Genomic DNA, 23,268 nt, shown 5'->3' with positions numbered 1-23,268 from the left:
CTCATCGGGTGCCCATCAGCTTCCAACCCGCTTCCATTTTCTCGGCGTTGATGGCGCGTGGCCATCACTGGTGGTTGATCAACTCCTCCACGTCGTCCCACACGCCGTCCGTAACGTTTCCCGTTCGGAACGAGCGCGCAAGGCCGCGCCTGGCTCGGGCTTTCTGGACGCACCCCGCATCGGGGTGAACCCAGGCCCCTCGGCCCGGAAGAGTGGCCGTTCGGTCGAGGCGAATCGAACCGTCCGGCGAGCGAACGATCCGCACGAGAGCGGATCGATGCGCGTGTGCGCCGCATCCAATGCAGGTGCGCTGGGGCCCAGAGGCGGGCACTGGCGGCACAGAATACGACACAATCCCCTAGCTTAGTCCAGCTAAGGGATTGCTCGTCTCAGATTCTATGAGCGACTTGTCACGTCGTCGGGGGTCGAGACGCGCGAAGCAATCGCATCATCGCCGGTTTCCGTGTCGGCGTGGATGTCGATGTGGTAGTTCGTCAGGCGCGCGGCGAGGCGTGCATTCTGGCCTTCCTTGCCGATGGCGAGGGACAGCTGGAAGTCGGGGACGATGGCCGTCGCCGTGCGATTGTCCACGGAGTGGACGACGACGCGGGTAACGCGCGCGGGCGACAGCGAGTTGGCCACGAAGCGCGCCGGATCGTCGGAGTAGTCGACGATGTCGATCTTCTCCCCGCCCAGCTCGGCCATAACGGAGCGAACGCGCGCGCCCATCGGGCCGATGCAGGCGCCCTTGGCGTTAATGCCTTCGCGGGTGGCCGCCACGGCGATCTTCGTGCGATGGCCGGCCTCGCGGGCGATGGCCTTGATCTTGACGAGGCCCTGCTGGATTTCGGGAACCTCACGCTGGAAGAGGCCGGCGACGAGGTTGGGGTGGGTGCGCGACAGGGTGATGCGCGGGCCGCGCTCAGTGCGCTCGACGCCCACGACATAGGCGCGGATGCGGTCGCCGTGGCGGTAGGACTCGCCGGGGACCTTTTCACCGTCGGGCAGGACAGCCTCGAAGTCGTCGGAGACCTGGACCATCGTGGGGCGGCCGGGGCGCGGGGCCTGGACGGTGCCCGTGATGATCTGACCTTCACGACCGGCGAAGTCACCGAAGACACGCTGGTCGTCGGCGTCGCGCAGACGCTGCATGATGACGGAGCGCGCGGTCGACTGAGCGATGCGGCCGAAGTTCTTCGGGGTGTCGTCGAACTCGCCGATCGGGTTGCCGTCCTCGTCCTCGTCCATGGCCATGACGGTGACGCGTCCGGTCTTCTTGTCGATTTCGATGCGGGCCTGGGAGATGGCACCGGGCAGGTTGTGGTACGCCTTGAGCAGCGCCTCTTCGATGGCGTCGACGAGGGTTTCGAGGCTGACGCCCTTCTCGTTTTCCACCATCCGCAGAGCGGTCATATCGATTTCCATGGTCTCCTACTTCCCCGTTCCAAAGTCGACGCGGGAACGCGCCTTCCTCATGTCCTGATACCCCATGGTAATCGATTCAACGACGTTGGTGGTCGTTGAGCCGGTCTCGCCCATCCTGCCCGTGGGGGGTGATGGCAGCTCCGAGGACAGCCGCCTCAGCCGGACCTTGGGTCGGAGGAGGCGGCTGTCGCGCTGCTCGTGCAAGCAAGCGCTTGCGGGGAGCGTCAGGGCAGGAAGTCGTTTGTCCAGGCACCTTCCAGATCTTCGATACGGCTACCATCTTCGAGCCAGCCGCCCTCGTCCATCCACGTCGTGTAAGAGGTGACGAGGTCTTCCTGGATCTCACCCCATCGTCCCTCGGGGGTGAACCAAGAGTCTCGGATAGCACGCAGGGAGGCGCGCAGGACGTCGGGACGCACATGACACATGGGCCAGCTCATCGCCTCGACGGCACCATCCTCGTCTTCCATCGCTTCGCGGTAGCCGTTGGCCGCGGCGGCTAGGAAGGAGCGCACAAAGTCGGGGTTACGATCGAGCGTGTCTTGGCGCACCGAGAGGAAGTAGGAATGATGGGGGGCGACTCCCACCGAGTCGAATTCGAGGACCACGACCTCATCGAGAGGCGTGTTTCCCTGGAAGGGTTCCCACGCGCGCACGTTCATGACGGCGTCGTATAGGCCCTGTTCGACGGACCTCACGTCGGGTTCCCAGTTGCCGGGGTCCGCGAAGCGCACGAGCGCGGGGTCTGCTCCGTCGGCGGCTACGGCCTCGCGCACCTCGTGGATGAGGCGAGCGACCGGAGGAACTGCCACGGTCTTGCCTTCCAGGTCGGCGAAACGCGCAATCCCGGTCTCGGGCGTCGTAATGACGGAGCCGAGCTGGCGTTGGTTGAGTGTCGCGACCGCGACGAACGGGGTACCCGTGGATCGCGATTGGAGGACGTGGCCCAGGCGCAGGGAGGCGATGTCGTATTCTCCGCGAGCGAGGACCTCGGGCGCCCCTCCCCTGTCGTATCCGTCTGAGATGAGGTCCACATCAAGTCCGGCGCGGGCGAATCCTCCGTTTCGCCGCGCGAGGAAGAGTCCGGCGTGGTTGGGCCACGGGTGGACGTATTCGAGCATTACTCGTGTGACTGGCATGGTGTTCCTTCGTGTTGGGCGCGCCTGTTGTTGGTAGTGAGGGCGTCTTCCACGCGGGCGCACAGGGCGTGGAATCGCTCGAGTCGTCGGGTGCCGCGCCCGCGCGGGTGCGGCAGGTCGATGCGGATACTGTCGGTGATGTGACCGGGCCGGGCGCTCATGACGTGGACGGTGTCCGCGAGCTGAACGGCCTCGAGGATGTCGTGGGTAACGATGACCGTTGTCCACGGATGCTTGTGGAGGAGGTCGGCGAGCCAGTCGCATACCTGTGCCCGGGTGAGTGCGTCGAGCGCCCCGAAGGGTTCGTCGAGGAGCATCGCCGACGCGGGGGTGAGCAACGTGCGAGCGAAGGCGACGCGGGCGCGCATACCCCCGGAGAGCTCGTCTGGCCGGTGGGAGGCGAAGGATCCCAGCCCGAGGCTGTCCAGGGTGGCGTCAGCTCGGGTGAGGGCGTCGCGCTTCGACGCGCCGGCCAGGACGAGGGGAAGCGCCACGTTGTCGCGCACGCTCAGCCAGGGCGCGAGGGAGTCTGACTGCGGCATGAGTGCGCAGGACGCCGAGTCGCTCGCCTTCCCTCGGCCTGTCGCACTGTCCGCACGCTCGAGTCCGGCGGCGATGCGGATGAGGGTGCTCTTCCCGCACCCGGATGGCCCGACCACGGCGGCAATGCTCCCCTCCTCAACGATGAGGTCTGCGCCGTCCAATGCGCGTACCCCTCCCTGGGAGGATCGGTAGGTCTTCGACACTGACGTCATCTCGATACGCCCAGGCGCGAACTGTTGTCTGCCCGGCGCGCGCCGCCACGGGCCTGGGAGGGAGCGGCGAGAGGTCAGGGCCTCAGCAGCAGCAACGATCGCGTACAGGATGATCGTCATGACCACGAGGGTGCCAGCGCCAGCGAAGACGAGGTCCGTACGGAACGAGGACTGGGCGCTCAGGAGGAACACACCGAGTCCACGTTTGGCCCCCATGAACTCCGCGGTTGCTGCGGATGCGAAAGCATAGGTGGCGGCGATGCGGATTCCTGAGAAGAGGTGGGTGTGCGCCCAGGGCAGGCGGGCGTGCAGCAGGATCCATATCCGCGAGGCCCCCGCGACTCCCATCGGGTCGGTGAGCGAGGTGGGTACGCGCCCAAGCCCGCGCAGCAGGGCGAGAGCGACGGGAAAGGCCGTGAAGACGGCGACGACCACGATCTTCGAGGCCATGGTAAAGCCCATCCAGATGACCATGAGGGGCGCGACGGCCACGAGAGGGACCGTTTGAGAGACAACCAGGATCGGCATGGCGACGTGGGTGAGGCGCGGCCACAGCGAGGTGGTGAACGCGATGGCGATGCCCACGGCGATACCCGCGATCATTCCGGCGATTCCTTCGACGCCCGTCGCCCAGGCGGCAGCGCTGAGCGAGGGCCAGCTGGCGGCGGCGGAGGCGAGGATAGTGGTCGGAGCAGGCAGGATACGCTGCGAGAGGCCCGAGGCGTGGTGGGCAAGTTGCCACACCACTACGACCACGCTCAGGGAGACACACGCCCATGCTGCGCGCGTGGCGTTGTCTCGCACGCGCGCAGCGACTGGGGTGGGACTATTCGAGGAGGTCATTGCTCACCATGTCTGCTCCTGACAGCGGGGCGGACGCGGGTGCCCCGGACGCATCTTCGAGGAGTCCTTGCGCGAGCAGATAGTCGATGTAGCCCTGCCAGCGAGCCGGGTCGCCGTGGCCGACGCTTCCGGAGGAGTCCTGCCAGTACTTCGAGGAAAGAAGCTCCTGGCTGCGCGATGCTAGTTCGCGGTCGATCGCGGCGTCGGGGTTAGTGCTTATGAGGGCGTCCACTGCGGCAGACGGATCGGCGATGGCATCCTTGTATCCGCGCTGGGTCGCCCGGATGAAACGCTTAGCCAGGTCGGCGTGGTCCCGCAGATAGGCGGGGGTTGTGACCAGTCCGAGCTCGGCGGGGGTCGTTTCGACTCCGTAGTCGGCGGGCATAAACCACTTCAGGGGGGTACCTGCGAGTTCGGCTTCGATGCCTTCCCACGTCGTGAGGCCTTCGGCGTAGTCTGCGGTGCCGTTGTAGACGGCGGCATAGGCGCTGGTGCCGAGGAGGGCCGTCTCGACGTTTCCTTGCCCGCCGTCGTTGTGGATCATCGTTTGCACCTTCGTGACGCCCTCGGCCGCTCCCCACGTAGCGAAGAGTTTGCCGTCGAGATCAGCAGGCCGAGTAATGTCCGTGTTATCCGCGCGCACGGCGATCCCCTGCGAGGATTGTTGCTGGAGGTTGAACACCATGGTCATCTCGTCCCCTCGCGCACGTCCGCTGATGACCGAGTAGGCGCCCTCGAAGGCGAAATCTGCTCCCCCTCCGAGTAGGACGGAGGCGGGCCCTGCTTCGGAGTAGGGCAGGATGTCCACATCGATGCCCTCTTGTTCGTAGTATCCGCGCGCCATGGCAAGGTAGACGCCGGAGTGGTTCGTATTCGGGGTCCAGTCCAAAACGACGCTGACGCTCTGGCGTTGTGGGCTGCTCTGTGGGGTGCTCGCGTTGCCTGCACACGATGCAAGCGCGAGCGCGCAGGCGGGCAGGAGGGCAGTCAGTGCTGCGAGTGGTCGTCTCATCGTTTGTCCTTTCAGTGGTGTGAGATCGCGTCGTCGAGCCATGCGAGGTAGTCGCGCCCGCCTGGGCGGGTGAACCATCGCGTGTGCTCACCGAAGAAAACGTCCAGGCACCAGTCGGCGCCGGGCATGGATCTGGTCACCCCGTACTGGTATTCGATCCAGTTCAGGCCGGATTCGGCTTGAATCAGGGGCATGAGGGCGAGGAGGCCTCGCCGCTCGAGCGGGCTGAGGGGTCGCACTTCCTCGTATCCGTCGATGAGGGCGAGGGTGATGTCGCGGTGGACTGCTTCTTCGTCGCCGTCGACGATGCGAGTCCATTCGAAGGCGTTTCGTTCGATGATGAGAGCCAGGTCGTAGACGGAGGGGTTGCGGTCTGCCAGTCCGAAGTCGATGAACTGGGAGGGGGCCAGGCCCTTCCAGAAGACGTTGGAGATGTGCAGGTCTCCGTGCGTCCAGGAGGTGGGCAGCTGGGCGGCGATGGGGGCGTAGGCGGCCGCGAAGTCGAGGTGGGGTGCCCACTCGTCCTCGATGCGCCTGCCGGAGTCACGCAGGTAGGCCTGGACACCGGGACGCTCGGCGAGCCACTGGGGCAAGTCGCGGCGAGGGTCCTGCGCAAAGAGTCGCATCCGCGATTGATAGGCGCTCGGTGGGTTGAGCGCTGCGTGATAATCCGACGAGGCCAGGGCGAGGCGGGCGGTCATGGATCCGAGGGCGTGGGCTTCGTCAAGCGTGCCGGGTATCGTCCACGTGAGGTCGTCGCGGTAGCGGTCCTCGCCGATGGCACCCTCGCACACTTCCCACGTCCCCGTCGGCGTTTCCCAGACTGTGTCAGAGTCGGCGAAGGGTAGGAATGCGGGGGTGGGAAATCCTCTCGCGCGAATGTGTGCAACGAGGCCGTGGACTGCGCGCAGATGGTCGGCGGGGACGGCACCGGGTGCGTAGCGTTTGATGAAGACTGTCGAGGTGCCTGCGTCGACGAGGATTCCCGCTGCTGTGGGGCGATGAGAGACCTGCAGGACGGTACCTGCGAGCGGGGTGGCGAGGCGGGCAAGCACCCGCCCGCATTCGTCTTCGGAGATGACGGGCCAGACCCTGGTCGTCACGTCAAGGTGTTTGTTGCTGTCGCTCACTACGGCTCTTTCGCGTGCGCGCACGAGCCTTCGTGGAAGAAGTGTCTGCGTCCCTACGCCGGTATGATCCGGATCAGGTGTGTCGGTCGGAGGATCGCCTCCCTCTCAGCCCCCTACTGTCAGGGCTCCCGTGCATCGCGTCACACTCTACACCCCGACGGGGGATATATCAAATAGATCACAAAAATATGCCCGGCTGCGTGGACGCAGCCGGGCACGTGAGCGGTGTGACGAGCTTAGTCCCCCGACCCAAAGTCGACGCGGGAGCGCGCCTTCCTCATGTCCTGATAGTCAATGATCGTCGTTTCGCCGTCAACGTCGATCGTCGCGCTGGTCTCGTCGGCCGCGACGACGCGTCCGGAGACGTAGCCGCCGGCTCGCAGCTTGATGCGCACTAGGCGTCCGATCTGTCGCATCCAGTGCCCGACCTTCGTGAGCTCGCGTTCGGCTCCCGGCGTGGAGACTTCGAGCAGGTATTCGCCGTCGATCGGGTCCGCTGCGTCCAGGGCTTTCGAGACGGCGCGGGACACCTCGGCGAGGGTGTCCGAGTCAATTCCGCCTGCGCCGATCGGCGCCTCGACGATGACCCGCAGGAGCGGCATCGCGTCGGAGCGCGAACGGATGACTGAGTCCAGTTCCAGTCCCGACTGTGCGACCACGGGAGTCAGCAGCTCCTCGAGCGGTCCCTCTGACGTGGACGATGCCATATGTGCCTATCTTTCTGTCGCGTAAGCGGGTCAGTTCCCTATCCTACTCGGGGTGTGGGATGATGCGGATGTGCGTTTCGCAAAACTGACTTTGACCACACGTCGCCTCCCCGGCCTCGCTGCGACTGGAGCGGCGCTTCTCGCGCTGTCCGCGTGCTCGTCCTCGTCCCTGCCGGCTCTGTCTGGTTTTGACGCGGTGCGTGACCAGGCCGCGCGTACGGAGGTGGCAGCATCCGAGCGCGCGACCCAGCTCGCCGAGGTCGCGACGGAGTGCGCATCGTGTTCGGCTGCTCTGCGTTCCGTCGCGTCGGCGTCACACGAGCGGCTCGAGGTGCTGGGGGGCCTGTGGGATCCGTGGGGAGGGGCAACGCCCGAGGGCGAGTCTGCTCCGGCCGCAGTCTCCGAGGCCCCCACCGACGTGTCTGCTTTCGTCTCGTGGTTGGCCCGAACAGCGACCCGCGACCTGGAGATCGCCGCTGACCCGAATCGCACGACCTCCGAGGAGGCCCGCACACTGTCGGCCGCATCGCTGGGCCGTTACGCGAGCGCCGTGACGATCGCCCACGCGTACGGCATCGAGGTGGACACGGGTCTGGATCAGGCGCTCCTTGTCAATGATCGAGTGAATGCTGCTTCGCGTCAGGGAGTCCAGACCTGGTCCATTGATCTCTTTGACTCTCCGACGCTCTCGTCTTCCTTCGCTCCCTCGGGCAAGAAGCTGCCCGACTCTGAGGAACTGTCGACTGCGGTCGCAACCTGGGATTGCACGGCGTCCACCCTGCCGAAGGCTCAGGTCAGCGCTGGCTCCCTATCCGACGCGTACGCCGTGTCGGGCGAACTTCTGGTTCGCGCAGACATCGCCCTGCGTGCCGGTGCGACGGATACGCGTTCGCCTCGCTGCAACCTCGGTTTCCTTGACGCCTCGTCTCTAGCCGCAAATCTGCTGGCGGCGGATGCCGCGATGCTAGCCAGCGACTCCGCCGACGTGCGGGCAGCGGGGGCAAGCGCAGCATTGGCGGACATCGAGCAGTGGGCGCCTCGTGCCACGCTTCCCGCCCTCATCGGCGCACACTGAGGCATTCCACCAACGCCCAGCAGGGGCGACTATAGGCAAACTACAGGGCCGCTCCCCGTTCGGGGAGCGGCCCTGCGTCATTGTCTGGGGTCAGACCCTGGCTGCGATGTCGTCTCCGATCTGGGAGGTCGATCGCACGAGGGGGCTGCCGCTGGCCGCGGCCTCGGCGCGGGCGGTCATGTCGGCGTCGATCGCCGCGCGCACGCGCTCTGCTTCCTCGGCGAATCCCATGAAGTCGAGCATGAGCGCGACCGAGGAAATGGTCGCGGTCGGATCTGCCTTGCCCTGCCCCGCGATGTCGGGGGCGGAGCCGTGCACGGGCTCGAACATGGAGGGGAACTCGCGCGAGGGATTCAGGTTGCCCGACGCGCTCAGCCCGATGCCGCCGGTGACGGCCCCGGCCTCGTCAGTGAGGATATCGCCAAAAAGGTTATCGGTGACGATGACATCGAAGCGGCCCGGATCGGTGACCATGTAGATGGTGGCGGCATCGATGTGGCAGTAGTCGACACTCACGTCGGGGTATTCCTCCCCCACCTCGTCGACGATGCGGCGCCACATGTGTCCGGCGTTGACCAGGACGTTGTGCTTGTGGACGAGGGTGAGGTGCTTCTTGCGCGAGGCGGCCGCCTCAAAGGCGTAGCGCACGACGCGCTCGACGCCGTAGGCGGTGTTGACGCTGACCTCGGTCGCGATCTCATGCGGGGTGCCCACGCGCACGGCGCCACCGTTGCCGCAGTAGAGGCCCTCGGTGCCTTCGCGAACGACGACGAAGTCGATGTCGCCGGGGTTGGCCAGGGGGCTGGGCACGCCCTCGTAGTACTTGGAGGGGCGCAGGTTCACGTAGTGATCGAGAGCGAAGCGCAGCTTGAGGAGCAGACCGCGCTCGAGGACGCCGGAGGGCACGGAGGGGTCGCCAACCGCACCCAGAAGGATGACGTCGTGGCGCTTGATCGCCTCAAGGTCCTCGTCGGTCAGGGTGTCGCCGGTAGCGTGCCAGCGCTCGGCACCCAGGTTGAAGAGGGTCGTAGAGTACTCAATGCCCTTGTCAGCCAGGACGCGGTCCAGGACCTTGAGGCCTTCAGGGACGATTTCCTTGCCGATGCCGTCTCCGGGGATTACTGCGATGTTCAGTGTCATGGCTCCATCTTCCCCCGCCTCTGCGCCGCGCGTCCGAACGGGTCCAACCCGTGGTCTCTTTGTGCCGTGACGTCCCCCATAGACGAGGCCGGGGCCGGGAGGGCATACACGCTCCCCCGGCCCCGGCCACGATAGATGTGGATCAGATCCACGCACCCGAAGATGCGAAGTAGTACCAACGTCCGTCGATCATCTGCCAGCCGGTGACCATGTGGCCATCACCAGCGAAGTAGTACCAGGTGACGCCGATGTGCTGCCAGCCGGTGAGCATGGCACCCGAGGGAGCCAGGTAGTACCAGCTGCCGGCGTGCTGCCAGCCGGTGAGCATCGCGCCGGAGGCGGAGAAGAGGTACCAGGTGCCGTCGATCTGGGTCCAGCCGGTGGCCATCGCGCCGGTCGCAGGATCGAGGTAGTACCAGCTACCGGCGTCCGTGAGCCATCCGCTCGCGCGAGTGCCGTAGGCGTTGTAGTAGCTCCACACGCCGCCCTGGTTATCCCAGCCGGTGACCATCATGCCATCTGCGCCGAAGCGGTAGGTGGCCTCGCCAATGACGATCGTCTGGTTCATCGCGTAGCTGGAGTCTTCCAGCTGCCACTTCCAACCCGAACCGGTGTTGACCCAGTGGGCGGGAGTGGCCGTCGGGTTCGGTTCCGGGGCGGGCTGCGGCTGCGGGTCCGGCGTGGGCTCGGGCTCGGGGGCGTCCTCTTCGCCGGGGTCGGTCAGGCCGAGGTAGTCGGCATCCAGGCGCATGAATTCGATGTTCTTGTATCCGCCTGACTCGTACAGCAGGCCCCAGGTACCATCACCGAGGGGGTGCAGCGTCGAGTAGGCCATCTCGCCGCTCTCGAAGACCTTGCCGTCGTTCCAGGTGAAGCCGTCATCGTAGGAGATGCGAATCGTACCGTTGGCGCGGGCACTGGCGGAGTCGGCGTTGGAGAAGAGCAGGACGCGGGCGCGCGCGGAGCCTTCGGGGGCATCCGGGTAAGCGCGCACGATGGAGGCATTGTTACGCGGGTCCGTCAGGTCCCAGTTGTGGCGGAAGGGACCCCAGGTCTGTCCACCGTCGTAGGAGATGGCTTCAAGACGCTGGCCTGCGGTGCCCTGCGTGCGCGAGTTGAGCAGCAGGCGACCGTCGGAGAGCTCGACGACCTTGTTCTCGTCGGCGCTTCCCTCGGTGGGTGCGCCGGGTTTCCAGGTCGCGCCGTGGTCGTCGGAGTAGACGGAGACGGCCATCAGCGAGGTCGTTCCGGAGTTGGCGACGGCGTACTGCTGGATGAGGCGGCCGGCGTGGGCGCCGTAGCGCAGCTGGATGCCTTCACCGGAGGAGGCGAAGCGGGTGAACCACTGGCCCTCGTATCCGGCGGTCACCTGGTCGGTGATGGTGCGCGGGTTCCCCCAGGTCTCGCCGTTGTCGTGGGACTCGACGACGTGGGCGTGCAGGATGTTACGAGCCACTGGATCAGTGCCCAGCTGGGACTGGAAGAGGCCAGCGTCGTAGGACTTGACCGAGAACAGGAAGATCGTTCCGGTGGTGCGGTCCACGACGAAGGAGGGGTCGGAGTAGCCGATCTTCTGGGCGCCGGGGGTGCCGGCGAGGGCGGTCTTGATCGGGGTCCAGGACTTACCGCCATCCTTGGAGATGCGGTAGACGATGGAGTTGGCCTGAGGCGCGTCCTGGCAGGTGTTCGGGCGACCGTCCCACGAGGCGATGATCCAGCCGTTGTTGGCGGTGGTCAGAGCGGGGATGCGGTGGCAGCTGAATCCGGCGAGGCCGGGGGACGCGAGGCGGACCTTGTCGCCGATCGCGTAGTCCTGCGGAGTCTCCAGCGGATCCGGGGCCGGGGGACGATCGCCCTGGGTGACGGTCACCGGATCTGCGTTGGCAGTAATGCCACCGGCGATGACGTCGGTGCCGTTACGGTCACGGGTGGCTGCCCACGTTGAGGTGGGGGTGAAGCTACCGGCTGCTACGTCTGCTGCCGTCACGGTGTGGGTCGCGGTCGTGCACTGCTTGGTCGTGTGCGCGGCCAGGTTGTGCCAGCGGCAGTTGGGGGCACCGGTGGTGAGAACGCCGGATAGGTTGGAGTCCACCGGGAAGACGGTGAGCGCATTGTCGGTGTTGTTGGTGTAGGTGAAGGTGACGGTGATGAGGTCGCCCTCGTACACCTTGTCTCCGTGGGAGTCGGTGCGAGTGGCGGTGACGGTGATCGGGGCCGATTCTTCATCGGTTGCCGCGACCACCGTGGGAGCGGCGGCGTCAGTGTCACTGGTGGGCGTTGCAAACGCGGGAACTGAGAGCGTCGCGCATAGCAGCGCTGCTCCCGAGAGGGCCGCGAGGGCACGCCCGTAGTGGCGGAGGGTCATCGTTGGTCCTTCCGATGTGGGTGGTCATTCTGAGGCGAGCAAGTCATATCTCACTCTCCACAAGATTCATCATACAAATTTAGATGCTGACCAACCAGTTATACGACATGTATGCGCCCCATCAGACCCCATGGATAACACAAAACCATAAGGACGCGAACAACTGTGACACCCCGCTTGCTCGCCAGCTTCGCCCAGAAGGAGCCAATAGCACCATCCCAACGCACACGGACAGCTTCAGGTGTCACACTCTGTGCCTAAGGCATGATAGCGGCGCTCTTCCCGCCAACAAGCCAGCTCCCAATCGGTCAAACCCCATCTCTCTTGACCGAGTGACAGAGCTCGAACGTACACCCGACACACGTTTCCAGCGCGAAGAGAAGACTGGCTTGGGACAACGATGGGACCGCGCGCGATCGCGAGCACGACACCACGACGCTACAAGCTCCACATTGTTGCCTCGCTTGAGCTCACGACAAGCGGCGCACGCATTGCCGTCAGCACTGAGAGGCCCTCGGTCCGTCTTGGCGCATCCACAGAGGCCAAACCCGAGCGCCGCCTCTGGCTAGCGGCAGACGAACGCATAGACCAGCCCCGGCCTCGTCCATAAGAGGAACGAGGCCGGGGCTTGACGCTATCCGAAACGGAGCTGAGATCAGCGCGCGGCGCTGCCCTCGGTGTAGTCCTCGTCGGAGTCGGTCCAGCCGAAGGCCTTGCGCAGCTTCTGGCCGGTCTTCTCGATCGGGTGGGCCTCTTCCTCGGCGCGCAGCGCCTTGAACTCGAGGGCGCCGTTATCCTGATCGGCGATGAACTTGCGGGCGAAGGTGCCGTCCTGGATGTCGGCCAGAACAGCCTTCATGGCCTCCTTGGAGGACTCGTTGATGACGCGCGGGCCGGAGACGTAGTCGCCGTACTCAGCGGTGTCGGAGCAGGACCAACGCTGCTTGGTGATGCCGCCCTCGTTGATGAGGTCAACGATCTGCTTCATCTCGTGGCAGACCTCGAAGTAGGCGATCTCGGGCTGGTAGCCAGCCTCGACCAGGGTCTCGAAGCCGGCCTGGATCAGGTGGGAGACGCCGCCACACAGGACAGCCTGCTCGCCGAACAGGTCGGTCTCGGTCTCTTCGGTGAAGGTCGTCTTGATGACGCCGGCGCGGGTGCCGCCGATGGCCTTCGCGTAGGACAGGACGAGGTCCCAGGCCTGGCCGGATGCGTCCACCTCAACGGCGACGACGTCCGGGGTGCCCTTGCCCTGGGTGTAGGTCTCGCGGACCTTGTGGCCGGGGCCCTTGGGGGCGACCATGACGACGTCGTGGCCCTCGGGGACCTCGATGTAGCCGTAGCGGATGTTGAAGCCGTGCGCGAAGAGGAGGGCGGCGCCTTCCTTCAGGTTGGGGGCAATCTGCTCGGCATAGACGTAGCGCTGGACCTGGTCGGGCAGCAGCACGGAGACGACGTCGCCCTCGGCGACGGCCTCGGCCACGTCCTTGACCTCAAGGCCGGCGGCCTCAGCCTTGGCCCAGGAGGAGGAACCGGGGCGCAGGCCGACGACCACGTCAACTCCGGAATCCTTCAGGTTCAGCGCGTGCGCGTGACCCTGCGAACCGTAACCAATGATGGCAACCTTCTTGGACTGGATCAGCGACAGGTCTGCGCCGTCGTCGTAGATGATTTCTGCCATTTTCATTTCTCCTTCAGTTGATCCGTGATCGAGCGCGACCCGCGGCCGATAGCCACGGCGCCCGACTGGACGAGTTCGGTGACACCGTAGGGCTCCAGGGCCCGCAGCAGCGCCTCCAGCTTGGATAGGGAGCCGATCGATTCGATAACGACCGACTCGGGTTGCACGTCGACGACGTGTGCGCGGAACAGGTCCACGATCTGCAGGACCGAGGTGCGACGGGTCTCGTCAGCCTGGACCTTCATCATGAGCAGACGCCGTTCGACGGAGTCTTCGGGTTCAAGCTCAACGACCTTGAGGACGTTGATGAGCTTGTTGAGCTGCTTAACCACCTGCTCAATGGGCGCGGAGTCTGCGTCCACGATGATGGTCATGCGGGAGATCTCCGGGTGTTCGGTCTCTCCCACGGTCAGCGACTTGATATTAAAGGCACGGCGGGCGAAAAGCGCGGCGACGCGAGTGAGCACGCCGGGCTTGTTTTCGACCAACACGGCCAGAGTGTGACGATTCGTCATCAGTCTTCCACCTCCCAGTCGGGCGCCATGCCCTTGGCGTAACGAATCTCATCGTTGGACACGCCCGCGGCGACCATCGGCCAGACCATCGAGTCCTTGGAGACGCGGAAGTCAATGAGAACGGGGCGATCGTTGATCGACATGGCCCATTCGATGGCCTCGTCGACCTCGTCGATGGAGCGAACGGTGCGCGCGGCCATACCGTAGGCCTGCGCGAGCATCTCGAAGTTGGGGATCTGCTCGCCCTCGACGGGGTTGAGCGTCGTGTTCGAGTAGCGCTTGCCGAAGAACAGGGACTGCCACTGGCGGACCATGCCCAGCACCGAGTTGTTGATGAGGGCAACCTTGATCGGGATGTTGTTGATCGTGCAGGTGGCCAGTTCCTGGTTGGTCATCTGGAAGGAACCGTCGCCGTCAATCGCCCACACGACCTTGTCGGGGGCCGCGACCTGGGCGCCCATAGCTGCGGGAATGCAGTAGCCCATGGTGCCGGAGCCGGACGAGGAGATGAAGCTGCGCGGGTTGTCCAGCGTGATGAACTGGGCGGACCACATCTGGTGCTGGCCCACGCCCGTCACGTAGATCGCCTCGGGGCCGACCTTGTCGGAGAGCTTCTTGATGACTTCCTGGGGTGCCATCATACCGTCTTCGGGCTCGGCCCATCCGATCGGGTACTTGGTACGCAGGCGGTCGAGGTAGCGCCACCATCCGGAGATGTCCGCCTTGTTGTCCGACGAGGCGTGGGCGATTTCCTCGGTGAGGATCGGCAGGGCAGTCGCCAGGTCGGCGACGATCGGGATGTCGGCGTGGCGGTTCTTGGAGATCTCCGCGGCGTCGATGTCAATGTGCACGACGGTGGCGCGGGGCGCGAAGGAGTCGAGGCGGCCCGTCACACGGTCGTCGAAGCGGGCGCCGAGGGCCACGATCAGGTCGGCGCGCTGGAGGGCGCCGACGGCCGCCACGGTGCCGTGCATGCCGGGCATGCCGAGGTTGTGGCGATCAGAGTCGGGGAACGCTCCGCGGGCGGTCAGCGTGGTGACGACGGGGGCGTTCGTGACGTCGACGAGGTCGGCGAGGGCGTCGGTGGAGCCGGAGCGCACGATGCCGCCGCCCACGTAGAGCACGGGGGCCTGGGCGTCGGCGATCGCGCGTGCAGCCGCGCGCACCTGCTTCATGTTCGGCTTGTCCGCGACGCGGTAGCCGGGCAGGTCGATGGCGGGAGGCCAGGAGAAGTCCATCTCCGCGACCTGCGCGGACTTGGTGATGTCCACGAGGACCGGACCGGGGCGGCCGGTGCCCGCGAGGTGGAAGGCCTCGGCCAGGCGCGCGGGGATCTCCGCGGGATCCGTGACGAGGAAGGAGTGCTTGGTGATGGGCATCGACGCGCCCACGATGTCGGCTTCCTGGAAGGCGTCGCTGCCGATCAGGGATGCGCCGACCTGTCCCGAGATCACGACGATCGGGACCGAGTCCATGCAGGCGTCGCCCAGGGCCGTCAGCACGTTGGTAGCGCCGGGGCCAGACGTCACGATCGCGCAGCCGACCTTACCGGTGGCCAGAGCGTAGCCTTCGGCGGCGTGGCCCGCGCCCTGCTCGTGACGGACAAGAATGTGGCGGATGGATGTCGACGCCAGCAGCGGGTCGTAGGTCGGCAGAATTGCGCCACCGGGCATACCGAACACGTCGGTAACGCCCAGGGCCTCGAGGCTGGCCACGATAGCCTCGGCTCCGGTCATGCGGGTGGTGTTGGCGGTGTCGCTCACCATTCGTCCTCTCAATCGTTGGGACCGTCTCAAAGAAAAAACCCCGTCAGATCCGGCAGTCGCGCGGATGCGGGGAATTCGGCGTGCGATCCATCCTCACGTTACACGGCAGGCATCGCACGCCCGGGTACGATGACCAGGGCGAGGATTCCAATTCCGCGAACGTTGAGCATGCCTTTACCGTATCTCTCCCGAGCGCTGCTCTCTTCTTCATCTCATTGTGCGGAACTTCCGGCTCTCATCGCCATCTAGGCCAAAGGACTGAGATACACAGCACGCTTTACTGGTTAAATTGACTCATACCTCATATCACAATCCACAACACGGAGACTTCATCGTGCATCAGGTGTTCGAGATTCTGAGCGAACAGCCAGTTCTGTTCCTCTTCCTTCTCATCGGTATAGGCATGGCGTTCGGCCATGTGAAAATCAGGGGCATTAGCCTCGGCGCCGCCGCCGTTCTGTTCTTTGCCATCGCGTTGGCTGCGTGGGCGCAGTCCTACGACATCGAGCTGCGAGTCACCCCCCAGCTGGGCACTCTCGGCCTGACGCTCTTCACGTTCGCGATCGGCATCAACTCGGGTGCGTCGTTCTTCCACAACCTGAAGACCGCCGTCGGCCCGATTCTGTCGATGGTTGCCCTCTACGGCATCACCGCCACCGTCGGCCTCTACCTCGGTAAGGCCATGGGTATGGACGTTCCGCTCATCGCCGGTACCTTTGCGGGCTCGGTGACGAACACACCCGCTCTGGCCGCTGCCGGCGAGGCCTCCGGCGATCCTGCACGTGCGACGGTCGGCTACTCGATCGCCTACCTCTTCGGCGTCATCGGCATGCTTGCCGCTTCGATGGCCGCACTGCACTACGGCCGTAACGATAAGGACGCCCCCTCTCCCCTGTCGAACCGCACGATCCGTGTCGAGCGCGACGACCATCCCTTCGTCGGCGACATCTACGAGAAGCTCGGTGAGAAGGTCTCCTTCTCCCGTCTGCGCCGCGGCGAGACCGGCCCGATCACCCGTCCCCAAATGTCCGACACCCTGGATCCTGGTGACCTCGTGACGGTCGTCGGTCCCCGCGAGCTCGTCGCTCGTGCGGCAACGGAGCTCGGCCACGCGTCCTCTCACTCCCTCATGCAAGACCGCTCCTACCTGGACTTCCGCCGCATGACGATCTCCAACCCGAAGGTCGCCGGACGCACGGTCGCCTCGCTCGGCCTCGCCAAGGAGTTCTCCGCGACGATCTCGCGCGTGCGCCGCGGCGACGTCGACATGGTCGCTGAGCCGGGCCTCGTCCTCCAGCAGGGTGACCGTGTGCGCGTCGTCGCTCCCACGTCCAAGATGGCCGAGATTACGAAGTTCTTCGGTGACTCGAGTCATGGTCTCACGGATCTCAACCCGATCGCCCTGGGCATCGGCATGGCGCTGGGTATTGCGATCGGCGAGCTGCCGATCCTGACCCCCTCCGGCGAGTATTTCTCAATCGGTTCTGCCGCCGGAACACTCATCGTGGGACTTATCTTTGGCCGCGTCGGCCGCATCGGCCCCATCGCGACGGCTCTGCCCTTCACCACCTGCCAGGTGATGGCCGAGCTCGGCCTGCTCATCTTCCTCGCACAGGCGGGTGCCAAGGCGGGAGGCCAGATCCTCGAGGCCTTCACGTCGGGCGACTGGATCCGTATCTTCGCCCTCGGCTTTATCATGACGTCGATTATGGCGGTCGGCCTGTACTGCACGATGCGTTGGGTGTTCAAGATGGGCGGCACGAAGCTCGCCGGCCTGCTCGGTGGCGCTCAGACGCAGCCCGCCGTCCTCGCCTTCGCGAACGGCCGCACCAACGCCGATCCTCGCGTGGCGCTCGGCTACGCACTCGTCTACCCGGTCGCGATGGTTGGAAAGATCGTCGTCGCACAGATCCTGGGCGGCATGTAGCGGTAGTTTCTCCCGCGGGCTCACACCCGCGACACAATGGGGCCGGCCCTTTCGGGTCGGCCCCATTCGTATGCCCTCTCGCCATCTCCTGAGCGCGTCACGAGCACTACAGCGCCGCCCCTACCAGAGGCACTATGAGGCTTGCAGCATCCGCCTGCGGTGCCCGTGGGCGACGCCGGGGTCAGGTAACCAAAAGCCAACACGTGGCCTGCTAGGCCTGGCTGCGGTGCCCGTGGGCGGTGGCGGGGCCTGGCCGGGCTTCGAGACGACGCGCCGAGCCTCTAGGCTCGCGGCGCGGACGGCTCGCGGGCGGGCCGCCGCCCACGGGCACACAAAGCAGCCCGGCCGGGGGCCGCTGCTCGCACTACAGCCGTAAACCTGGCGGGGCACGGACATGCAACGAGGCCGCGACCGGTTTCCCGGCCACGGCCTCGTCAATGAATGAGCGTCAACGCGAAATCAGCGCGACGAGCACTCGAGCAGTCACTGCCGCCACGCACACAATGGCGATGTTGCGTCCGACGGCGCGGATCTCGTCGCGGTCGATCTCGTACTCGACCTCGAATGACGGCGGCTTCAGGCCCGCCTCGATTTCGAAGTTCATGCGTTCTCCTCCTCGTACTCCCACAGGTTCGGGACTCGTTCTTCCTTTTCGACGAGCCAGTTCTTATCCGTCAGCATACGGGAGAGCGCAAGGCCCATGCCGATCGCCACGATCGTGAACATGACTGTGAAGAGAGCTGAGAGGGCATCGTCGATCTGCTGGTTATTCAGATAGGTGAGCGCACGGTAGAGCGGCACGCCCGGGATCATGATGACGACAGCGGGCACGGACAGGGTCACGCGCGAGAAACGCGTCCTGCGGGCCACGAAGACGGCGAGAAGGCCAGCTGCGAGCGCGGCAAGGCCAACGGCAGCCGGAGCGGGAACGCCGAGTTCCAGGTGCAGAGCGATACGAGCGGTGTTGATCACGGCACCGATAAGGGCGGCCGTCGCACACACGCGTTGCGGCGAGTTGAAGAGCATTGCGAACCCGTACGCGGCAACAAAGCTAGCGAGGAAGCGCAGAAGGTAGTGCAGCCAAGGAACGAGCGATACGCCGTACTCGGGGGTCACAGACCAGCCGAAGACAGCCGAGATCGCCCAGACATCCACACCCGCTGACATGACGAGCATCGTGACGTAGACGAGGCGCCCGACGCCACCTTGGAAGTCTTGTCGCACCAAATCGATCAGGCCAGTCACGAGCGGGAAGCCAGGGACCAAAAAGAGCAGCGCGGAGATGAAGCCTGCCTGGTGCGTCGACTCGATGCCGAGGAAATGCTGAGCCGGTGCGACCAACAAAATATAGATCATCGCGGCGAGAGCGCCACAGGCCATCCACACGCCGAAGTGGTTCATGTGGCGGATCAGCATCTGGCGACGCAATGCCTGTCCGAAGAACGAGGCGACGGCGACGGCAGAGCATTCGACCCATCCCCCACCGTTGAGGAATGCGAACGCCGCACAGGCGAGGCCTGAGGCAAGAGCGTTGGAAAACCAGTCGTAGAGGCCGGGAACCTTCGCGATCTTGTCGAGTTCATCCGATACGTCCTCGACACGCACGGACTTGCCGTTCAGAGAGGCCACGTAGTTGTTGATGCGGTCGATCTTGTCTGCGTTCACGCCCATGAGGCGCTGCTCAGCGAGCTCCGTGCGGAATGTACCGTTCGCGTAGGCGGTGGCGATGATCTCCGTGTAGGTGACCTGTGCTCGGTGCTCAGAAATTCCGACAGCGCGCGCGAGGTCTGCCATCGACTTTTTCACGCGGTACGCGCTCGCACCAAACGAGAGAAGCATCTGGCCGAGTCGGAGAACTACCTGGGATTGATGGGCAAGGCGATCGTGCGCCGCCATGCGTTGAGCAAGAACCTCATCTTTGCCACCGTGGTGGTGAGGCCCGTGCGGATGTGAAGAAGTGACCATGGGTATAGCATCGCACGCGATACAGCGATATGCGGGCGACGTTGGTCCGAGACGTGCGATTTTTCATGTGGTGGACACATGACACGATACTGACCGCCAGTCCCAGGCGCGCAGAAATCGCGACGGGCGGAGGGGGTGTCGGGACGGGGGCGACGAAGAAGCGGCCGGAGACTTTATGTCTCCGGCCGCTTCCGTTGGTGTGTTGTGGCGGTGTCCTACTCTCCCACAACCTGTCGGTTGCAGTACCATTGGCGCTGCCGGGCTTAGCTTCCAGGTTCGGAATGGGTGCTGGGCGTTTCCCCGGTGCTATGACCACCACAAGTGTTGGTGTTCAACACGCTCCCCCCTGGTGTTGTGGCGGGGGGTGTGGGTTGATCGTGGTTTGTATAGTGGTTGCGGCTGTTGTGCTGGTGTTTCTTGTTCACCCGAACGGTGTGTTGGGTTGTTGTTTAGTGTTGGCCCATTAGTACCAGTCGGCTCGCGAGCACATTGCTGTGCTTCCACCTCTGGCCTATCAACCCGCTAGTCTGGCGGGGGCCTCTCACCCCACGGGGGGGGCGTGGAAATCTCATCTTGAAGCAGGCTTCCCGCTTAGATGCTTTCAGCGGTTATCCCTTCCGAACGTAGCCAACCAGCCATGCACCTGGCGGTACAACTGGCACACCAGAGGTTCGTCCATCCCGGTCCTCTCGTACTAGGGACGGCCCTTCTCAAATTTCCTGCGCGCACAGAGGATAGGGACCGAACTGTCTCACGACGTTCTGAACCCAGCTCGCGTACCGCTTTAATGGGCGAACAGCCCAACCCTTGGACCAACTCCAGCCCCAGGATGCGACGAGCCGACATCGAGGTGCCAAACCATGCCGTCGATATGGACTCTTGGGCAAGATCAGCCTGTTATCCCCGGGGTACCTTTTATCCGTTGAGCGACCACGCACCCACGTGCCATGGCCGGATCACTAGTTCCTGCTTTCGCACCTGCTCGACCCGTCGGTCTCACAGTCAAGCTCCCTTGTACACTTGCACTCGCCACCTGATTACCAACCAGGCTGAGGGAACCTTTGAGCGCCTCCGTTACATTTTAGGAGGCAACCGCCCCAGTTAAACTACCCACCAGGCACTGTCCCCAACCCGGATCACGGGCCAAGGTTGAGGTGACCGCTTGAACCAGAATGGTATTTCAACGACGACTCCACCACCGCTGGCGCGGCAGCTTCACAGTCTCCCACCTATCCTACACAAGTCCAAGCGAACACCAATACCAAGCTATAGTAAAGGTCCCGGGGTCTTTCCGTCCTTCTGCGCGAAACGAGCATCTTTACTCGTACTGCAATTTCACCGAGTTCGCGGTTGAGACAGCGGAGAAGTCGTTACGCCATTCGTGCAGGTCGGAACTTACCCGACAAGGAATTTCGCTACCTTAGGATGGTTATAGTTACCACCGCCGTTTACTGGGGCTTAAATTCACCGCTTCACACCCCAAGGGGGGTGTTGACAGTTCCTCTTAACCTTCCAGCACCGGGCAGGCGTCAGTGCGTATACATCGCCTTACGGCTTCGCACGCACCTGTGTTTTTGATAAACAGTCGCTTCTCCCTATTCTCTGCGACCCCACAACCCCACCACCACGCAAGACGGAGGGAAGTCACGGGGTCCTCCTTATCCCGAAGTTACGGAGGAATTTTGCCGAGTTCCTTAACCACGATTCACTCGAACGCCTCGGTATACTCTACCTGACCACCTGAGTCGGTTTAGGGTACGGGCGCGTCATGCCCTCACGTCGAGGCTTTTCTCGGCAGCTTAGGATCACCACAAGTCCACACACGCGTGTGTCCCTCATCAGTTCTCACCCACATGCCCCCGGATTTGCCTGGGAGGCGGGCCACAACCTTAAATACGCACAACCATCGGCGCACTGCAGCTACCTGTCTGCGTCACCCCTGTTAACACGCTTGCCTACAATCACCGGGGCCCCAAGACCCACACACACCACGCGACCCGAAGGTCATGTGGCGGCGTGAGCAAATTGGTTAGCACAACGACTTCAGCATGGGCGGTCATAACGCGGTACCAGAATATCAACTGGTTGTCCATCGACTACGCCTGTCGGCCTCGCCTTAGGACCCGACTAACCCAGGGCGGATAAACCTAGCCCTGGAACCCTTAGTCAATCGGCGCTGCGGATTCTCACCGCAGATTCGTTACTCATGCCTGCATTCTCACTCCCACACAATCCACCAGAAGTTCCCTCCAGGCTTCACCTCGTGCAGGACGCTCCCCTACCCAACAACACACCGACAACCAGTTCCTGGTGCCAGCCATGCGTGTTGTTGCCACAGCTTCGGCGGTACGCTTGAGCCCCGCTACATTGTCGGCGCAGAACCACTTGACCAGTGAGCTATTACGCACTCTTTCAAGGATGGCTGCTTCTAAGCCAACCTCCTGGTTGTCACCGCGACTCCACATCCTTTCCCACTTAGCATACGCTTAGGGGCCTTAGCTGATGATCTGGGCTGTTTCCCTCTCGACTACGAAGCTTATCCCCCGCAGTCTCACTGCCGCGCTACACCTAATGGCATTCGGAGTTTGGCTGACGTCAGTAACCCACAGGGCCCATCGGCCATCCAGTAGCTCTACCTCCACCAGGGACCACGCGACGCTGCACCTAAATGCATTTCGGGGAGAACCAGCTATCACGGAGTTTGATTGGCCTTTCACCCCTACCCACAGTTCATCCCCCAGGTTTTCAACCCTGGTGGGTTCGGTCCTCCACACAGTCTTACCTCTGCTTCAACCTGACCATGGGTAGATCACCCCGCTTCGGGTCTAGAACACGCGACACACGCCATATTTCAGACTCGCTTTCGCTACGCATACCCCACACGGGTTAAGCACGCCACGTATCACTAACTCGCAGGCTCATTCTTCAAAAGGCACGCCATCACCCCTCAAGGCTCTGACGGCTTACAGGCACCCGGTTTCAGGTACTATTTCACTCCCCTCCCGGGGTACTTTTCACCATTCCCTCACGGTACTATGCACTATCGGTCATCAAGTAGTATTTAGGCTTACCAAGTGGTCTTGGCAGATTCACACGAGATTTCACGAGTCCCGCGCTACTCGGGTACCACACCCACACCACACGCCACCGGTCCGTTTACACGACTATCACGCTCTACGGTCAGACTTCCCAGACTGTTCAACTCCCAACAACAAGTGATGCGATCCCCCGGCAGAAAGATCCAATATGGCCCCACAACACCAAACACGCAACGGCCGCCGCCTCTGGCACGCATCTGGTTTAGCCTCCTCCGCTTTCGCTCGCCACTACTCACGGAATATCTTTTCCTGCGGGTACTGAGATGTTTCACTTCCCCGCGTTCCCCCACCACCCTATACACGTTCAGATGATGGTAACCCAGCACAACCCAGGTTAGGTTCCCCCATTCGGACACCCTCGGATAATAACGCTCGCTCGCCAGCTCCCCGAGGCATATCGCAGGCCGCAACGTCCTTCATCAGCTCTTGATGCCAAGGCATCCACCGAATGCCCAATAAAACTAAACAAAACACAAAAAACAGTACAGAACAAATATGCTCGCAACCACTATACAAATCACAAACAACCCACCACACACACCCACACCAACACCAACAGGCTGGCCGGCTGCGCAGGCAACCACCACAACAAGTGGCGGACGCTCACACGGTGTTGAACGTGAACCCGACAGTGTGCTCGAATGCCATAAAACTTTTATGCCCAACCCACAATCACGCACCCACACCCACCACCCACATCAGGTGGCATACACATGCAGGCACAA

General features: G+C 63.7%; 16 protein-coding genes, 2 rRNA genes and 1 riboswitch. Of the genes, 2 read left to right on the top strand and 16 right to left on the bottom strand.

All coding sequences use genetic code 11. The annotated features are described in order from the left end of the window. Positions 1–64: 64 nt before the first annotated feature. The 7 genes from FOC40_RS04630 to rimP form a co-directional block, all read right to left on the bottom strand. Positions 65–265 carry a YlxR family protein gene (locus FOC40_RS04630; RefSeq protein WP_196773365.1) on the bottom strand — a complete coding sequence of 67 codons (201 nt, stop codon included), beginning with the start codon at positions 263–265 and terminating at the stop codon, positions 65–67. Between the two features lie 131 nt (positions 266–396). After that, the gene (gene nusA, locus FOC40_RS04625; protein WP_003796129.1) at positions 397–1,425 is read right to left on the bottom strand and encodes a transcription termination factor NusA; all 1,029 of its coding nucleotides are present in this window, start codon (positions 1,423–1,425) and stop codon (positions 397–399) included. Positions 1,426–1,649: 224 nt separating this feature from the next. Further along, entirely contained in the window at positions 1,650–2,564 is a 915-nt protein-coding gene (locus FOC40_RS04620) for an ABC transporter substrate-binding protein (protein WP_231126065.1), read from the bottom strand. Then, the gene (locus FOC40_RS04615) at positions 2,546–4,066 is read right to left on the bottom strand and encodes an ATP-binding cassette domain-containing protein (RefSeq protein WP_003796123.1); all 1,521 of its coding nucleotides are present in this window, start codon (positions 4,064–4,066) and stop codon (positions 2,546–2,548) included. Before FOC40_RS04615 ends, FOC40_RS04620 begins: the two co-directional genes overlap by 19 nt. Before the next feature lie 79 nt (positions 4,067–4,145). Next, entirely contained in the window at positions 4,146–5,174 is a 1,029-nt protein-coding gene (locus tag FOC40_RS04610) for an ABC transporter substrate-binding protein (protein ID WP_039929704.1), read from the bottom strand. Between the two features lie 11 nt (positions 5,175–5,185). Beyond that, entirely contained in the window at positions 5,186–6,304 is a 1,119-nt protein-coding gene (locus tag FOC40_RS04605; protein ID WP_003796120.1) for a phosphotransferase enzyme family protein, read from the bottom strand. A 33-nt stretch (positions 6,305–6,337) separates the two neighbouring features. Then, a riboswitch (TPP riboswitch) is annotated at positions 6,338–6,445 on the bottom strand. 95 nt (positions 6,446–6,540) lie between these two features. After that, positions 6,541–7,011: a ribosome maturation factor RimP gene (gene rimP, locus FOC40_RS04600; protein WP_003796119.1), complete on the bottom strand. Its 471-nt coding sequence runs from the start codon at positions 7,009–7,011 to the stop codon at positions 6,541–6,543. 52 nt (positions 7,012–7,063) lie between these two features. Here rimP and FOC40_RS04595 point away from each other — a divergent pair, with 52 nt between their 5' ends. Beyond that, positions 7,064–8,086 carry a hypothetical protein gene (locus tag FOC40_RS04595; RefSeq protein WP_003796116.1) on the top strand — a complete coding sequence of 341 codons (1,023 nt, stop codon included), beginning with the start codon at positions 7,064–7,066 and terminating at the stop codon, positions 8,084–8,086. 90 nt (positions 8,087–8,176) lie between these two features. Here FOC40_RS04595 and FOC40_RS04590 read toward each other — a convergent pair whose 3' ends face one another. The 5 genes from FOC40_RS04590 to FOC40_RS04570 all read right to left on the bottom strand — a co-directional run bounded on the left by FOC40_RS04590 (position 8,177) and on the right by FOC40_RS04570 (position 15,553). Next, a complete protein-coding gene (locus FOC40_RS04590; RefSeq protein WP_003796114.1) occupies positions 8,177–9,226 on the bottom strand; it encodes a 3-isopropylmalate dehydrogenase in 1,050 nt (349 codons plus the stop codon). A 142-nt stretch (positions 9,227–9,368) separates the two neighbouring features. Continuing rightward, complete coding sequence (locus FOC40_RS04585) at positions 9,369–11,591, bottom strand: exo-alpha-sialidase (protein ID WP_003796112.1); 2,223 nt, start codon at positions 11,589–11,591, stop codon at positions 9,369–9,371. Between the two features lie 655 nt (positions 11,592–12,246). After that, complete coding sequence (gene ilvC / locus FOC40_RS04580) at positions 12,247–13,272, bottom strand: ketol-acid reductoisomerase (protein ID WP_039929700.1); 1,026 nt, start codon at positions 13,270–13,272, stop codon at positions 12,247–12,249. Positions 13,273–13,274: 2 nt separating this feature from the next. Next, positions 13,275–13,787 (bottom strand): acetolactate synthase small subunit, encoded by a 513-nt coding sequence (gene ilvN / locus FOC40_RS04575; protein ID WP_003792759.1) that lies wholly within the window; start codon positions 13,785–13,787, stop codon positions 13,275–13,277. Continuing rightward, the gene (locus tag FOC40_RS04570) at positions 13,787–15,553 is read right to left on the bottom strand and encodes an acetolactate synthase large subunit (protein ID WP_003796105.1); all 1,767 of its coding nucleotides are present in this window, start codon (positions 15,551–15,553) and stop codon (positions 13,787–13,789) included. Before FOC40_RS04570 ends, ilvN begins: the two co-directional genes overlap by 1 nt. A 403-nt stretch (positions 15,554–15,956) precedes the next feature. On the opposite strand from FOC40_RS04570, the gene FOC40_RS04560 reads away from it, so the two are divergent. After that, entirely contained in the window at positions 15,957–17,480 is a 1,524-nt protein-coding gene (locus tag FOC40_RS04560) for an aspartate:alanine exchanger family transporter (RefSeq protein ID WP_231126074.1), read from the top strand. Positions 17,481–17,928: 448 nt separating this feature from the next. Here FOC40_RS04560 and FOC40_RS10580 read toward each other — a convergent pair whose 3' ends face one another. From FOC40_RS10580 to FOC40_RS04545, 4 genes are all read right to left on the bottom strand, one after another. Next, positions 17,929–18,084 (bottom strand): hypothetical protein, encoded by a 156-nt coding sequence (locus FOC40_RS10580; RefSeq protein ID WP_003796097.1) that lies wholly within the window; start codon positions 18,082–18,084, stop codon positions 17,929–17,931. Then, positions 18,081–19,376, bottom strand: a complete 1,296-nt coding sequence (locus FOC40_RS04555; RefSeq protein ID WP_003796096.1) for a threonine/serine ThrE exporter family protein — start codon at positions 19,374–19,376, stop codon at positions 18,081–18,083. The genes FOC40_RS10580 and FOC40_RS04555 overlap by 4 nt, the downstream gene beginning before the upstream one ends. Before the next feature lie 271 nt (positions 19,377–19,647). Further along, positions 19,648–19,765: ribosomal RNA gene (gene rrf / locus FOC40_RS04550) — 5S ribosomal RNA — on the bottom strand. Positions 19,766–19,889: 124 nt separating this feature from the next. Next, positions 19,890–23,011, bottom strand: a 23S ribosomal RNA gene (locus FOC40_RS04545). Positions 23,012–23,268 lie beyond the last annotated feature (257 nt).

It is taken from the genome of Schaalia odontolytica, from assembly GCF_009730335.1.
Taxonomy (GTDB): Bacteria; Actinomycetota; Actinomycetes; order Actinomycetales; family Actinomycetaceae; genus Pauljensenia; species Pauljensenia dentiphila.
The sequence above is the reverse complement of the archived record's forward strand: the minus strand, read 5'-3'. Positions and strand labels throughout refer to the sequence as shown.

Bases quoted from the DNA above. Each gene is read 5' to 3' on its own strand.
- FOC40_RS04620 (WP_231126065.1), bottom strand. From the start codon at position 2,564: ATGCCAGTCACACGAGTAATGCTCGAATACGTCCACCCGTGGCCCAAC.
- ilvC (WP_039929700.1), bottom strand. From the start codon at position 13,272: ATGGCAGAAATCATCTACGACGACGGCGCAGACCTGTCGCTGATCCAG.
- FOC40_RS04610 (WP_039929704.1), bottom strand. From the start codon at position 5,174: ATGAGACGACCACTCGCAGCACTGACTGCCCTCCTGCCCGCCTGCGCG.
- FOC40_RS10580 (WP_003796097.1), bottom strand. From the start codon at position 18,084: ATGAACTTCGAAATCGAGGCGGGCCTGAAGCCGCCGTCATTCGAGGTC.
- rimP (WP_003796119.1), bottom strand. From the start codon at position 7,011: ATGGCATCGTCCACGTCAGAGGGACCGCTCGAGGAGCTGCTGACTCCC.
- FOC40_RS04590 (WP_003796114.1), bottom strand. From the start codon at position 9,226: ATGACACTGAACATCGCAGTAATCCCCGGAGACGGCATCGGCAAGGAA.
- nusA (WP_003796129.1), bottom strand. From the start codon at position 1,425: ATGGAAATCGATATGACCGCTCTGCGGATGGTGGAAAACGAGAAGGGC.
- FOC40_RS04555 (WP_003796096.1), bottom strand. From the start codon at position 19,376: ATGGCGGCGCACGATCGCCTTGCCCATCAATCCCAGGTAGTTCTCCGA.
- FOC40_RS04570 (WP_003796105.1), bottom strand. From the start codon at position 15,553: ATGGTGAGCGACACCGCCAACACCACCCGCATGACCGGAGCCGAGGCT.
- ilvN (WP_003792759.1), bottom strand. From the start codon at position 13,787: ATGACGAATCGTCACACTCTGGCCGTGTTGGTCGAAAACAAGCCCGGC.
- FOC40_RS04585 (WP_003796112.1), bottom strand. From the start codon at position 11,591: ATGACCCTCCGCCACTACGGGCGTGCCCTCGCGGCCCTCTCGGGAGCA.
- FOC40_RS04560 (WP_231126074.1), top strand. From the start codon at position 15,957: ATGGCGTTCGGCCATGTGAAAATCAGGGGCATTAGCCTCGGCGCCGCC.